This is a genomic window from Herbaspirillum huttiense (genome assembly GCF_047300815.1).
GTDB lineage: Bacteria > Pseudomonadota > Gammaproteobacteria > Burkholderiales > Burkholderiaceae_D > Herbaspirillum > Herbaspirillum huttiense_A.
Window position 1 is genome coordinate 1,833,934 of record NZ_CP178608.1, and the last position, 14,094, is coordinate 1,848,027.

Sequence of the window (14,094 nt, forward strand, 5' to 3'; positions counted from 1 at the left end):
AGATCAACCACCTGACGCAAGGACAGTGCCAGTTCTGCAACGAATGCAGTCCCCCCGACGCACCTCATTATCTGCTCCAGACGCCGCCCGTCGAGTCCATCAGAATCAAGTGGCATCGGCACCCAACTCGCTAACGCACCGCTCGCAAATTGCCGCCATCGGTCACTTTCTTTCCCCACTGAATTATGTAACCATCTTAAAAAAATTATTAATTCTCATCGGGGTATCAAAAGAATGCGTTACGCCAAACGTCGTCTGCCCGTGCATGGCTATGGGCTGGGGAGCCACTGCCCATGAACCACATCGTCGGTATTGACCTGGGCACCACCAATAGTCTGGTTGCGGTCTGGGAGGACGGCAAGCCGCGCCTGATTCCCAACAGTCTGGGGGAGGTGCTCACGCCCTCCTGCGTGAGCGTGGATGAGGATGGCAGCATCCTCGTCGGCAAGGCTGCACGCGAGCGGCTACAGACCCATCCGCAGGCCACAGCCGCTGTCTTCAAGCGCTTCATGGGCAGTGACAAGGCGATCCGTGTCGGCAAGCGCGACTTCCGTCCGGAAGAACTGTCGGCGCTGGTGCTGCGCGCCCTCAAGGCCGACGCCGAGGCAGCCCTGGGCACCGAGGTCAGCGAAGCCATCATCACCGTGCCGGCCTATTTTTCCGATGCCCAGCGCAAGGCCACGCGCGATGCTGCCCGGCTGGCCGGCCTGAAGGTCGAACGATTGCTCAACGAGCCGACCGCGGCAGCGCTGGCCTACGGCATCCACCAACGCGAGGGTGAGACCAAGTTCCTGGTGGTCGATCTCGGCGGTGGCACCTTCGATGTGTCGGTGCTGGATCTGTTCGAAGGCGTCATGGAAGTGCGTGCCACGGCGGGGGACAATTTCCTCGGGGGCGAAGACTTCGTGCAGGCCATCGTCGATGCGTTCTGCCGCGAACAGGACATCAGCGACAAGCTGCGCAATGAACCCCGGTTCGCGCAGCTGTTGCATGCGCGCGCAGAACAGGCCAAGCGCACCCTGAGCGAATCACCCACTGCCACGCTGGCCTTCGATTACGACAGCCGCCACTATGAAATGGCGCTCGATGAAGCCCGCCTCGATACGCTCTGCGCGCCACTGCTGGCGCGGCTGCGCGCGCCGGTCGAGCGGGCCCTGCGGGATGCAGCCATCCCGCTGGACGAACTCGACAGCGTGGTCCTGGCCGGTGGCGCCACCCGCATGCCGATCGTGCGCAAGATGATCGCCCGGATGTTCGGCCGCTTCCCCGCCATCGACCTCAACCCCGATGAAGTGGTGGCGCTGGGTGCAGCGGTGCAGGCCGGCCTGAAGATGCGCGACCAGGCGCTCAAGGAAGTCGTCATGACCGATGTCGCGCCCTATTCGATGGGGGTGGAAGTGGCCATGCAGCTGGGCGATGGCAGCCGCTCCAGCGGCCACATGGATCCGGTCATCGAGCGCAATACCACGGTGCCGGTGAGCAAGGTCAAGACTTATTTCCCGACCTCACCCCAGCAGACCAAGGTCGACCTGAACATCTTCCAGGGGGAAGCGCGGCTCACGCGCGAGAACATCTATCTGGGGACCCTTACCGTCTCCGATGACGGCAGGCCGCTGGGCCAGCAACCCATCGACGTGCGTTTTACCTATGACGTCAATGGGCTGCTGCAGATCGATGCAGTGGCACACGGCACCGGCACCAGTTACAACCTGCTCATCGAATCGGCACCCGGCCTGCTCGATGAAGACGAGATCGCCGCCTCGCTGGCGCGCCTGGCCAGCCTCAAGATCCATCCGCGTGACCGCCTGCAATATCGCACCCTGCTGGCCCGCGCCGAACGGCTGTACCAGCAGTTGCGGGGCGACACGCGGCAATGGCTGGGCATGCAGATCACCGGTTATGAACAGGTCCTCGATTCCCAGGACAGCGAGCGCATTGCCGTCCAGACCCGGCAGTTTACCGAACTGCTCGATCACGTCGAACGGCAGGCTACCATCCTGCTGCCCAACGGGGAGACGCAATGAACCAGGTCCCGGTATTCCTGCATCGTCTCGGCCTGGATGGGCAGGCTGACGAGCGTGCCGTGCGGCGCGCCTATGCGCGCGAACTCAAGCAGATCGACCAGGAGCAGCAGGCCATCGAATTCCAGGCCCTGCGCGAATCGTATGAGGCTGCGCTGGCGTGGTGCCGTACTGCCCGCCCGAGGCCGGCCAACGATGCCGGCTCTCCGGCACTGGCCGATCAGCAGGGCCAGCAGCGCGGACCGAGCGAAGAGGCAACGCAAGAGCCGGCGCCGCCCGTTGCTGCACCTGTGCTCAATTTCGCGCCACCCAAGGCGGCGGTGCATTATCGTCAGCACGAAGGCGTCAATGCCCCGCCCGCAGAACCGGTGCTGCCCGAATGGATCGCGCAGGCCCAGGCGCAATGGCCCAACGTGGTCAGCCGGTTCGAGGCGCTGGCGGGAAGTCGCCAGTCCGATCATCTGCCTTCCTGGACCAGCCTGTTGCGCGACATCCTCGCCCAGGAGGCCTGGCTGGATCTGCGCGCGCGGCCCTGGCTGGAGCTGCGCATCGCGCAGTTGCTGGCGCAGGGCTGGCGCAGCGGCCATGAGTATCTGTTCGTTGCCGCCATCGAGGTGTTCGAGTGGGAGACCGACATCGCCCGCCTGGCGACGATGGGGCCGGTGGGCAATTACCTGGGGCAGGCGATCGGGCAATATCATCATTTCCTGGAAATGAAACCCGCGCAGGTCAGTCAATCCCGCGTCGCCATCGCGCGCCTGCGGCAGCCGGCCATGCCGGACCGGCGCGAAGCAGCCGAGCTGTTGCCGGTGCTGCAGCCGCTGATCAGCCGCTATCCGGAATGGATGCATGTGGTCACGGGCATGGCGCATTTCGAGCAGTGGCGCCAGCAGGGCATGCAGATGCCGCCGTCCACCGGGGCCGGGACGAGCAAACCGGCCGCCAGTTCGGGAGGCGGGGGCTTTGGAGGTTTCAGGGGATTTTTCCTGATCGTGTTCCTGCTGGGTTCGGTGGCCAGAATCATCGGGGGAAGCTCGGGTCCTGCACCTGTTGCACCGAGAGAGTCACTTTATCAGCCAGCCCCGACCACATTCCCCAGCGTGAACCCGGCGGCGACCCAGTATGCCCAGGGGGAGCGCGTGACGCGGCTGATCTGGCCGCATATCGTTTATACGCCGCCCGGCAATCTGGCCTTCAATCCGACTGTGAGCTATCGCCTGCGCCTGACACCGACGGGCGCGGTGGACAGCCTGGAACGCATCTTGTCCTCCGGCCTGCCGCCCTTCGATGAGGCGGTGCGCAAGGCGATCATGGCGGTGCCGGGGTATCCGGCCGATGTTCCGCGCGAGATGGTGCTGACGTTCCATCCCTTGCCCTGATTGGCCATTTGGCACTGCAGCGTTCAGGGCCTGATCATATCCGATGCACTCCATGTAATGGCGCCGTTGTCCGCGCTCATGCGGAGCAATGAAAGCAAACACATCCAAAGGCAAGAACCATGAAAGCCCGTACTTTAATTCCTCTTTGTTTATCCCTTTCGCTACTGGGCTGCGCAATGCCTACCCAGTTCCGCCCCTTCACCGAGCCCAAGGAGGGGCCCATGGCGCGTGTGCGCGTGGTATCCAATCATTACGTCATTGCGATCCCTGGCAGGGATTGCCTGAATGCCGGGCCAGAGCAGGCCGGGACGGTGTTAAGCGGATGGCTGACCAGCAAGGGATATCGCGGCCGCGCCATCGGCATGCCATATCCGCCTGCTGATCCTGGTACCGCTGCCGAGATCATGGTCGCGGCGAACGAGCCCATCACGATTTCAATGATGAACAGCGTCCCCAACGGGGGCGGGTGCGACGTGTCGGGTAGCTTTACGCCGGAAGAAGGCCGGGACTACGAGGTCAGGGCGCAGATGGAGCGAGGCGGTAACTACTGCTCCATCAAATTGGTCGAGCTGGCACCGGTTCTGCGGCCTATACCGCTGAACCGTCGTCTGAGCTGCAAGAAAGCGCCTTGAGCAACAGAGCATGCTGCGACGCCTCCGTTATCGGATACGACGCTTGAACCAGAATCGAATATGATCAACAACAGATTCCCTGGTCAGCCTGCAAGCATGCTCGCAGGGTAAAGATCCGCAGAACTCACTGAAAGGAGACCCATGCCCCTTCCCGAGACCCCCTTCCAGCACATCGACCCTCGCTTTGCCCGCCTGGTCATCAACACCGCCCAGGTCGATCGCCTCTACCAGGGCTGCCGCTGGGCCGAAGGCCCGGTGTGGCTGCCAGCGACGCAGGAGGTGATCTGGAGCGACATCCCCAACAACCGCCTGATGCGCTGGTCCGAAGGGGCGGGCGCGGGCGTGTTCCGCCAGCCCGCCCACTTCAACAACGGCAATACGCTGGACCGCGAGGGCCGCATCGTCGCTTGCCGTCACGGTGACCGCGCCGTGGTGCGCACCGAACACGATGGCAGCATCACCACCCTGGCTTCGCACTGGCAGGGCAAGCGCCTCAATTCACCCAACGATGTCGTGGTCAAGTCCGATGGCTCGATCTGGTTCACCGATCCCGACTACGGCATCAACAGCGACTACGAAGGCTATCAGGCCGAGAGCGAAATCGGCGCCTGCAATGTCTATCGCATCGACGGTGACAGCGGGGAACTGACCCTGGTCACCGGCGACCTGGAACGCCCCAACGGCCTGGCGTTCTCCACCGATGAACGCCGTCTCTACATCGCCGATACCGGCCGCACGCACCGCCCGGACGGGCCGCATCACATCCGCGTGTTCGACGTGGCCGACGGGGTCGCGCTCAAGGGCGGCGAAGTCTTCGCCACCATCGATCCGGGACTGGCCGATGGCTTCCGCATCGATGCCCTGGGCAACCTCTGGACCTCCGCCGGCGATGGCGTGCATTGCTATGCGCCCGATGGCACGCTGCTGGGCAAGATCCTCATTCCCGAAGTGGTGTCCAACGTGGTCTTCGGCGGACCGCGCCGCAATCGGCTCTTCATCACCGCCACCACGTCGCTCTATGCGGTGTACCTCGCCGTGAACGGGGCGGCACGGCCCTGAGGGCAGGGGCGGCGGCGTTCCTCAGCGGCCCGCCGGACGCAGCGGGCGCGTCGTCTTCAGGGCCACGCCCAGTCCGGCGACAATGGCGACCGCTCCGATCATCATCGACACCGGCAGCGGCTCGCCGAGCACCCACGCCGAGGCCAGTACGCCAAACAGGGGCGAGAGCGCGTTCAACATCAGCGCCTTCACCCCGAGGCGTGCGACCACCCAGTTGAACAGGGCCACGCTGACGATGCTCACCAATATGCCGTGATAGGCGCTCTGCAGCAGCAGGGCGGAAGCGGGCTTGCTGAAGGTCTGCGTGCCCAGCCACGGCAACGCCAGCAGCATGCACGCCAGCGACAGCACCTGGGTCAGTGCCACGGCATCGAGGGGCGCGATTTTCCAGGTGCGATTGAGCACCAGGTAGCTCGACCACATCAGCGCCGACAGCACGAACAGCAGGTCACCCCGCCATGCCCCATCGGGCGCCAGCCCGCCGCTGGCGCGGAGTCCATCGAGCGCCACCAGCACCAGCCCCGCCAGCAGCAGCGCCACGCCCCACAGGGAGATGCGTTCACGCTGGCCCAGGGCGAAGCGGCTGATCGCCATGCCGAACAAGGGCGTCAAGGCCGGGTGGATCAGCGCGCCGTGCGAGGCGGGTGCATAGTTCACGCCCGCCACCAGCACCAGGCTGAACAAGGGGCCCGACAGCAGGAACAGCACCAGCCCGCGTGTCCAGCCGACCCCGCAGGCGCCCCGCAGTCCGCGCCGCCAGGCAAAGGGCAGGATCAGCAAGCCGCTGGTGAGAAAGCGCATCAGCGTCGCATCCAGGGGCGTCAAGCCCTGCTGGAAGCCGTAGCGCGAGATCACGGGTTGCACGCCCCAGATCAGCGCGACCAGGATGCCGGAGAGGAGGGGAGGAGGCATGGCGAAATCGTTGGATGAAAACCGTAGAGTAGGCTAGGCCGGCTTGACTGACTTTCGTGCTTGGGTCAAGAATGTTTGAATTTACGCCAAGCTGCGAGTGCGCTTCGTGGTGGCGGAATTTCAATCATCGGGCTACTACTTTCGAATGTACGCCAAGCGAGACCAGACCATGCGCAAGCCTTCTCCCACCCGTTCCCCGCTGCCCATCGACCGGGTCGACCGCATCGCCCGCCCCGTGGTGGCGGCCGGCGCCGATTACGCGCGCGGCTCGCTGCAGGCCTGGCACAGCCATCGGCGGGCGCAGTTGCTCTTCGGGCTGGGGGGATTGATGCAGGTGGTGACGCAGGACGGCGCCTGGGTGGTGCCGCCGCAGCACGCGGTGTGGATCCCTTCCGGGCGCGAGCACCAGAGCCGCATGCTCTTGCCGGTCACCACCTGCAGCGCCTTCGTCGAACCGGAACATGCACCCCGCGCTGCGCAGACCTGCCAGGTGCTGGAGGTGCCTCCGTTGCTGCGTGAGCTGCTCATTGAAGCCACCCGCATCGATCCGCACTACGCGCCCGACAGCCGCGAAGAGGCACTGATGCATCTGCTGCTCAAGGAGATCGGCCGCGCACGCGAGATCCCCATGCACGTGCCCCTGCCGCAGGAGGAGAAGCTGGGGACGCTATGCCGGGAGTTCATGCGGGCGCCGTCGATTCGTTCGCGTCCGGCCGAGTGGGCCGAACAATTGCACATGAGCGAGCGCAGCTTCACCCGCAAGTTCCTGGCGCAGACCGGGATGGGCTTCCAGCAATGGCGGCTGCGGGCCTGTGTTGTCAATGCGATCTCGCGGCTGGCGCTGGGCCATCCGGTGACGGCCATTGCCTATGACCTGGGCTACGAACAGCCGGCGGCCTTCTCGACCATGTTCAAGCGAATGACGGGGCAGGTGCCCTCATCGCATCCGGCCGCGCGCGCATAAAAAAGGCCGGAGCAATTCGCTCCGGCCAACCATTCTGCGAGGGAAGCAGAAGAGACTATGGATGCAAGATCAGGTGATCAGGCCCCTGCCAGGCGCGGCGTCTGCACCGGGCTGCCCGAGGCCATGTAGCGCGCCACCGACAGGTCTTCATGGGCGATGGCAGGGCGGCGGCCCGAGATCAGGTCGGCCAGCAATTGGCCCGAACCGCAGGACATGGTCCAGCCCAGCGTGCCGTGGCCGGTGTTGATGTACAGGTTCGACACCGGAGTGGCACCGACCACGGGCGTGCCATCCGGGGTCATCGGGCGCAGGCCGGTCCAGAAGCTGGCTTGCTTCGTGTCGCCTGCACCGGGGAACAGATCGTTGACCACCAGTTCCAGCGTGGCGCGGCGCTTGGCCTTGAGGGCCGTGTCGTAGCCGACGATCTCGGCCATGCCGCCCACGCGGATACGGTCATCGAAACGGGTCACGGCAATCTTGTAGGTCTCGTCGAGAATGGTGGAGACCGGTGCGGCCGAGGCATCGGTGATCGGCACGGTGATCGAGTAGCCCTTGAGCGGATAGACCGGAATGCCCGGCAGGCCGGGGATGTCGCGCAGCAGTTGCGGCGAGTAGGAGCCCAGGGCCACCACGTAGCTGTCAGCTTGCACCAGTTCCTTGCCACAGACCACGCCGGCGATCTTGCCACCGGCCATGGTGAGGGCGTCGATCGAGACGCCATAACGGAATTTCACGCCCAGTTGTTCGGCCATCTTGGCCAGGCGGGTGGTGAAGAGCTGGCAGTCGCCGGTTTCATCATTGGGCAGGCGCAGGCCGCCGGTGAGCTTGCCGCGCACCTTCTCCAGCGCCGGTTCGGCACCGCCCAGTTGTTCCGGGGTCAGCAGTTCGAAGGGCACGCCGGCTTCCTGCAGCACGGCGATGTCCTTGGCGGCGCCATCGAGCTGTTCTTGCGAGCGGAACAGTTGCAGCGTGCCTTGCTGGCGGCCTTCATAGGGGATGCCGACATCGGCGCGCAGGTCGCGCAGGCAGTCGCGGCTGTATTCGGCCAGGCGCACCATGCGTTCCTTGTTGACGGCGTAGCGCTCGGCGTTGCAGTTGCGCAGCATCTGCCACATCCAGCGCAGCTGGTTCAATGTGCCGTCCGGGCGGATGGCCAGCGGGGCATGTTCCTGGAACATCCACTTGATGGCCTTCAGCGGAATGCCGGGCGCGGCCCAGGGCGAGGCATAGCCGGGCGAGATCTGGCCGGCATTGCCGAAGGAGGTTTCCAGCGCGGGGCCGGGCTGGCGGTCCAGCACGGTCACATCGTGACCGGCCCTGGCCAGATACCAGGCGCTGGTGACCCCGATGACACCGCTTCCAAGAATGACGACGCGCATGCTGAACTCCCCGTTTCGTTGATGCCGCTGCAAAAGGCTTGTGGATTAGAAGATTCAGCTATGATATGGGCGAATAAATAGTGTTTGTTCGTGTATTTATGGCTGATTTCATGAACGGTTCATGAAAATCGCGCTGAAACGGGAAAATTTCATGAGAACCCAGCAACAGTCCATCCGCACCCTCGACAAGCTCGATCACCGCATCCTGGCGGTGCTGCAAAAGGATGGCCGCATCTCCATGAAGGAGCTCGGCGAACAGGTCGGCCTGTCGGTCACGCCCTGCATCGAACGGGTCAGGCGCATGGAGCGCGATGGCGTCATCAGCGGCTATTACGCGCGCGTCAATCCCGAGTCATTGGGGGCGACCTTGCTGGTCTTCGTGGAGATCACGCTCAATCACAAGTCCGGCAACATGTTCGAACAGTTCCGCCGCGAGGTGCTGCGCATTCCTGAAGTGCAGGAATGCCATCTGGTCTCGGGCGACTTCGACTACCTCATCAAGGCGCGCATCCGGGGCATGGCGGAATACCGCAAGCTGCTGGGCGACATCCTGCTGCAGCTGCCGGGGGCGGCGCAGTCCAAGAGCTATGTGGTGATGGAAGAGATCAAGGAGACACTGGCGCTGCCGCTGGACGACTGAGCCCTGCAGGAACCGGTACGGATAACAGTACAGCGACCTGACAGTGACGGTACAGAAAAGCGGACACCCGCGTCTGCAGCGGCTGTACAGCCAGTCGGCCAGTCTTTGCACGCGTGGCTTGCGCGGCACTGTGCTTGAATCCGCCGGTGCTTCCTGTGCATTCCGGCCGGGGCCGGTGTGACCTAGACTTCGCCTACACTGGACTCCACTCCGACCCGAGACATCATGCCTTCCAAACCAAGAATCGAGCAATACAATCAACCCGCAGGCGGCTGGGGCGCACTGAAATACGTGGCGCTGAACCTGGTCAAGGAACACGTGGCCGACGGCAAGGGCTTGCGTACCCTGTTGTCGCAGAACCAGCCTGACGGCTTTGATTGTCCCGGTTGCGCATGGCCGGACCGCGAACACACCTCCACCTTCGAATTCTGCGAAAACGGCGTCAAGGCCGTGGCCGCCGAAGCCACCAAGAAGCGCGTCACCCCCGAGTTCTTCGAGAAGCACACCGTCACCGAGCTGATGCAGCAATCGGATTACGAGCTGGAAGAGCACGGCCGCCTGACCCATCCCATGGTGTATGACGCCGCCACCGACAAGTACCGGAAGATCGACTGGTCCGCCGCCTTCGAGCTGATGGCCAAGCACCTCAACGCCTTGCCCGATCCGGACATGGCGGACTTCTACGTGTCCGGCCGCGCCAGCAACGAAGCCGCTTTCCTGTTCCAGCTGTTCGTGCGCCAGTACGGCACCAACAATTTCCCCGACTGCTCCAACATGTGCCACGAACCCACCAGCGTGGGCCTGCCGGGCACGGTCGGCATCGGCAAGGGCACGGTGCTGCTGGAAGATTTCGATCATTGCGACACGCTGCTGCTGTTCGGCCAGAACCCGGCCACCAACCACCCCCGCATGATGGGCGAGCTGCGCCACGCCTCCAAGCGCGGCGCCACCATCGTGGCCATCAACCCCTTGAAGGAACGCGGCCTGGAGCGCTTTGCCGATCCGCAGAGCAAGGTCGAGATGCTGACCATGGGCAGCACCCGCATCAGCTCCATGTTCATCCACCCCACGCTGGGCGGTGACCTGGCGCTGATCAAGGGCGTCATCAAGCGCACCATCGAACTGGACGACGCGGCCAAGGCGGCCGGTACCGAGCGCGTGATCGACGTCAAGTTCATCGAGGAACATACCGCCGGCTTCGAGGAATTCGCCGCCCAGGCGCGCGCCGAAAGCTGGGACGACATCATCGCCGAGTCCGGCGTCTCCCGCGAGGACATCGAGAAACTGGCCCAGGTCTACGTCAAGGGCAAGGCAGTCATTGCCACCTGGGGCATGGGCCTGACCCAGCACAAGTATGCGGTGGCCACCATCCAGCTGCTGTCGAACATGATGATGCTGCGCGGAAACATCGGCCGCCAGGGCGCGGGCCTGTGCCCGGTGCGCGGCCACTCCAACGTGCAGGGCGACCGCACGGTCGGCATCGACGAGAAGCCGACCCCGGCTTTCCTGGATCGCCTGGAACAGGTGTTCGGTTTCAAGGCGCCGCGCCATCACGGCAATGACACCGTGGGTTCGGTGATGGCCATGCTGGAAGGCCGTACCAAGGTCTTCATCGGCCTGGGCGGCAATTTCGCCATGGCCACGCCCGATACCCCGCGCACCTTCGAGGCCATGCGTTCCTGCAACCTCACGGTGCACATCACCACCAAGCTCAACCGCAGCCACCTGGTGCATGGCAAGGATGCGCTGATCCTGCCGACCATGGGCCGCACCGAGATCGACGTGCAGAAGTCCGGTCCGCAGGGCGTGACGGTGGAAGATTCGATGAGCATGGTGCACGTCTCCTACGGCATCAACAAGCCGGCGTCCGAACACCTGATGTCGGAAACGGCCATCGTGGCGCACCTGGCCGAGGCCACCATGAAGTCGCGCAACAATGGTCCGAAGATCGACTGGCTGTGGTACGCCGAAGATTATTCGCGCATCCGCGATGCCATCGAGAAGGTGTATGACGCCTTCAAGGGCTACAACGAGCGCATCGCCAATCCGGGCGGCTTCCACCTGGGCGTGGCCTCGCGCGACCGCGTCTGGAAGACCGGCAGCGGCAAGGCCAACTTCATCGTCCATGAGATCCCCAAGGACACGCCCATCCATCGTGCCCGCGCGATCCATGGCCAGAAGCTGCTGACCCTGATGACCACCCGTTCGCACGACCAGTACAACACCACCATCTATGGCATGGACGACCGCTATCGCGGCGTGTTCGGCCAGCGCCGCGTGGTCTTCATCAATCCGGCGGACCTGCAGATGCTGGGTTTGAAGGATGGTGAATGGGTCGACATCACCAGCGTCTGGGATGACGGCGTGGAGCGCCGTGCCGATGGTTTCCTGCTGGTGGAATATGACATTCCGCGCGGTTGTATCGGCAGTTACTATCCCGAGACCAATCCGCTGGTGCCGCTGGAAAGCTTTGCCGACAAGGCGCGCACGCCCACTTCAAAGTCCATTCCGGTGCTGTTGTCGCGTTCGGCGGTGCAGCGCTCGGCAGCTTGATGGAGGCCGGCATGCGTGTGGCCGAGATGCCCGGCCAGGAGGACGCCGACCTGCAGGCCCGCGCGCAGCAGATGGGCGTGCCGCCCGAAGTGCTGCTGATCGTCGAAACCCTGCAGGCGGATGCCCAAGAGAAGGAGGGCGGGGCGCTGTCGCTGGCGCGCCTGTCCAAGCGCACGCAATTGCGCATGAGTACCTTGCGGCGTTTCCTGTCGGCGCTGGAAGAGGCCGGCGTGGTGAAGGTCGAGATGAATGAGGATGGGACCGGCAGCGCGAGCTTGCTGGTGTCGCCTCAGTAACGGCGGATGGCGGTGCACCGATGCGGCGCGCCGCCCATTCACCCTGCCAGTTCTTCCACCAGTTTCCCTACCAGTTTCAAGGCCTGCTCGGTTTCCCGGGACCAGGCATAGCTGTAATTCAATCGAATGAAGTGACTGTACCGGTTGGTCGCCGCAAAGATGCGCCCCGGTGCCACCGTGATCCCCAGCGCCAGGCTGCGGCGATACAGTTCCATCGCATCCACCCCCTGCGGCAACTCCACCCACAGCACATAACCGCCTTGCGGCTCGGACACCTGCGTGCCCGCCGGGAAGAAGCGCAGCACGAAGTGCCGCATCATGTCGCGCTGCTGCGCGAAGGCGCGGCGCACGCGCCGCAGGTGGCGTTCGTAGCCGCCTTGCGTGAGGTATTCCGCGATGGCGCGTTGGGGCGCGGTGGGCGTAGCCAGGGTGTTGAGGAACTTGAGTTTTTCCACCTGCGCCCGATAGCGCCCCGGCATGGCCCAGCCGATGCGGTAGGCCGAGGTCAGGCTCTTGGAAAACGAGGAACAATGCAGCACCAGTCCTTCACGGTCGTAGTTCTTCAGCGACGAGGGATGGGCATTGCCGTAATACAGCTCGCTGTAGACGGCGTTTTCGATCAGCGGCATCTGGTGCTGTTCGGCCAGGCGCACCAGTCTTTCCTTTTCGCTGTCCGGCATCTGGAATCCCAGCGGATTCTGGAAGTTGGGCATCACCATGCAGGCCGCTACCGGCTGCGTCTTCATCCGCTCTTCCAGCACCCCGACATCGAGCCCGCGCTGCGGATCGGTCGGGATTTCCAGTGCCCGCATGCCCAGGCGCTCGATGGCGTGCAGCATGGCGTAGAAGGTCGGGGTCTCCACCGCAATGGTGTCGCCCGGACGAGCCACGGCTTGCAGGCAGAGATTGATGGCTTCAGTGGCACCGACGGTGACGACGATTTCTTCCGGATCAACCTTGAGGCCGTTTTCCAGATAGCGACGCGCGATCTGGCGCAGCAGGTCCGGGTGGCCCGGCGGCAGGTCGTCGAACACGCTGGACTGGCTGGCGTGGCGCGCGATGCGGCCGGCGTATTGCGCCAGCCGGTGCGAAGGAAACAGCGCCGGATTGGGATAGGGTGAGCCCAGCGGCACGGTGCCATCCTGCTGGATGGTCTTGAGCGTGGCCAGCACCAGGCGACTGACGTCGACCTCGGTCGATTCCTGCCAGGCCGGATGATCGGCCTGGGAGGGCGTCTTCACCACAGGAGGGGGCAGGGCTTCGGCCTGTTCGCGCACGAAGTAGCCGGACTGCGGCTGGCTCTCGATGATGCCGCGGCTTTCCAGCAGTTCGTAGGCGCGCACCACGGTCGTGACGCTGACCTTGTGCTGCTGGCTGGCGATGCGTACCGAGGCGATGCGCTCGCCCGGGCGCAGCACGCCCTCGCGGATGGAGGCCGCGAGCTGGTCGGCAAATTGTTTGTAAAGAGGCGTGACGGCCATGGGGCGGGTTTCTTGATGGTGTTAGAGTTGTCGCCTCGCATTTTACAAGGACCGCGCCATGATCACCGTGCATCACCTGAACAACTCCCGCTCCCAGCGCGTGCTGTGGCTGCTGGAAGAGCTGGGCCTGGACTACGAGATCAAGTTTTACCAGCGCGACCCCAAGACCATGCTGGCCCCGCCCGAGCTGCTGAAGGTGCATCCGCTGGGCAAGTCGCCCGTCATCACCGATGGCGAACTGACGGTGGCCGAATCGGGCAACATCGTCGAATACCTGCTGGAACGCTACGGCGCCGACAGCGGCCTCTTGCCCGCACCCGGCACGCCCGAGCGCCTGCGCTACCGCTACTGGCTGCACTTCGCCGAGGGCTCGGCCATGCCCTGGCTGCTGCTGGGGCTGATCTTCAGCAAGATGCCCAAGGCGGTGCCGGCGCTGATCCGTCCGATTGCGCGGATGCTGTCCGACGGCATGCGCAGCCGTTTGGTGGCCCCTCAGGTCGAGCGGCAGATGCGCTACATGGAAGCCGAACTGGGCAAGGAAGGCTGGTTCGCCGGCAAGAGCATCACCGGGGCCGACATCCAGATGAGCTTCCCGGTGGAGGGCATGCGCGCGCGGGGCGGGCTCGACGGGCGCTATCCCAACCTGCTCAAGTTCCTCGAAGCCATCCATGCGCGCCCGGCCTACCAACGCGCGCTGGAGAAGGGCGGGCCTTACGAGCTGCTGCGCTGATACCGGCGCATAGTGTTTTTCCGACGGCATCTCCCGCCACCCTGGTGG

The 14,094-nt window shown here is 64.3% G+C and carries 12 protein-coding genes; 9 read left to right on the plus strand and 3 right to left on the minus strand.

Annotated elements, in window-relative coordinates; all coding sequences use genetic code 11:
• Positions 1-293 precede the first annotated feature (293 nt).
• The 4 genes from ACLRDN_RS08335 to ACLRDN_RS08350 all read left to right on the plus strand — a co-directional run bounded on the left by ACLRDN_RS08335 (position 294) and on the right by ACLRDN_RS08350 (position 5,091).
• Positions 294-2,024 (plus strand): Hsp70 family protein, encoded by a 1,731-nt coding sequence (locus ACLRDN_RS08335; RefSeq protein ID WP_413459751.1) that lies wholly within the window; start codon positions 294-296, stop codon positions 2,022-2,024.
• Complete coding sequence (locus ACLRDN_RS08340; RefSeq protein WP_413459752.1) at positions 2,021-3,400, plus strand: TonB C-terminal domain-containing protein; 1,380 nt, start codon at positions 2,021-2,023, stop codon at positions 3,398-3,400. The genes ACLRDN_RS08335 and ACLRDN_RS08340 overlap by 4 nt, the downstream gene beginning before the upstream one ends.
• Before the next feature lie 119 nt (positions 3,401-3,519).
• Positions 3,520-4,032, plus strand: coding sequence for a hypothetical protein (locus ACLRDN_RS08345; protein ID WP_413459753.1), 513 nt, complete (start codon positions 3,520-3,522; stop codon positions 4,030-4,032).
• Positions 4,033-4,173: 141 nt separating this feature from the next.
• A complete protein-coding gene (locus ACLRDN_RS08350) occupies positions 4,174-5,091 on the plus strand; it encodes an SMP-30/gluconolactonase/LRE family protein (protein WP_413459754.1) in 918 nt (305 codons plus the stop codon).
• Between the two features lie 21 nt (positions 5,092-5,112).
• Here ACLRDN_RS08350 and ACLRDN_RS08355 read toward each other — a convergent pair whose 3' ends face one another.
• Entirely contained in the window at positions 5,113-6,003 is an 891-nt protein-coding gene (locus ACLRDN_RS08355) for a DMT family transporter (protein ID WP_413459755.1), read from the minus strand.
• Positions 6,004-6,172: 169 nt separating this feature from the next.
• Between ACLRDN_RS08355 and ACLRDN_RS08360 the strand changes: the two genes are divergently transcribed.
• Positions 6,173-6,967, plus strand: coding sequence for an AraC family transcriptional regulator (locus ACLRDN_RS08360; protein ID WP_413459756.1), 795 nt, complete (start codon positions 6,173-6,175; stop codon positions 6,965-6,967).
• Between the two features lie 77 nt (positions 6,968-7,044).
• Here the strand turns inward: ACLRDN_RS08360 and ACLRDN_RS08365 are convergent, their stop codons facing one another.
• The gene (locus tag ACLRDN_RS08365; RefSeq protein WP_413459757.1) at positions 7,045-8,346 is read right to left on the minus strand and encodes a D-amino acid dehydrogenase; all 1,302 of its coding nucleotides are present in this window, start codon (positions 8,344-8,346) and stop codon (positions 7,045-7,047) included.
• A 151-nt stretch (positions 8,347-8,497) separates the two neighbouring features.
• On the opposite strand from ACLRDN_RS08365, the gene ACLRDN_RS08370 reads away from it, so the two are divergent.
• The 3 genes from ACLRDN_RS08370 (at position 8,498) to ACLRDN_RS08380 (ending at position 11,835) form a co-directional block, all read left to right on the plus strand.
• Positions 8,498-8,986 carry an Lrp/AsnC ligand binding domain-containing protein gene (locus tag ACLRDN_RS08370; protein WP_026051927.1) on the plus strand — a complete coding sequence of 163 codons (489 nt, stop codon included), beginning with the start codon at positions 8,498-8,500 and terminating at the stop codon, positions 8,984-8,986.
• A 225-nt stretch (positions 8,987-9,211) separates the two neighbouring features.
• Complete coding sequence (locus ACLRDN_RS08375) at positions 9,212-11,539, plus strand: FdhF/YdeP family oxidoreductase (protein ID WP_413459758.1); 2,328 nt, start codon at positions 9,212-9,214, stop codon at positions 11,537-11,539.
• An 11-nt stretch (positions 11,540-11,550) separates the two neighbouring features.
• A complete protein-coding gene (locus ACLRDN_RS08380; RefSeq protein WP_413459759.1) occupies positions 11,551-11,835 on the plus strand; it encodes a helix-turn-helix domain-containing protein in 285 nt (94 codons plus the stop codon).
• Between the two features lie 38 nt (positions 11,836-11,873).
• Here the strand turns inward: ACLRDN_RS08380 and ACLRDN_RS08385 are convergent, their stop codons facing one another.
• Positions 11,874-13,316, minus strand: coding sequence for a PLP-dependent aminotransferase family protein (locus ACLRDN_RS08385; RefSeq protein WP_413459760.1), 1,443 nt, complete (start codon positions 13,314-13,316; stop codon positions 11,874-11,876).
• Positions 13,317-13,374: 58 nt separating this feature from the next.
• On the opposite strand from ACLRDN_RS08385, the gene ACLRDN_RS08390 reads away from it, so the two are divergent.
• A complete protein-coding gene (locus ACLRDN_RS08390; RefSeq protein WP_413459761.1) occupies positions 13,375-14,046 on the plus strand; it encodes a glutathione S-transferase family protein in 672 nt (223 codons plus the stop codon).
• The last annotated feature ends 48 nt before the right edge of the window (positions 14,047-14,094 follow it).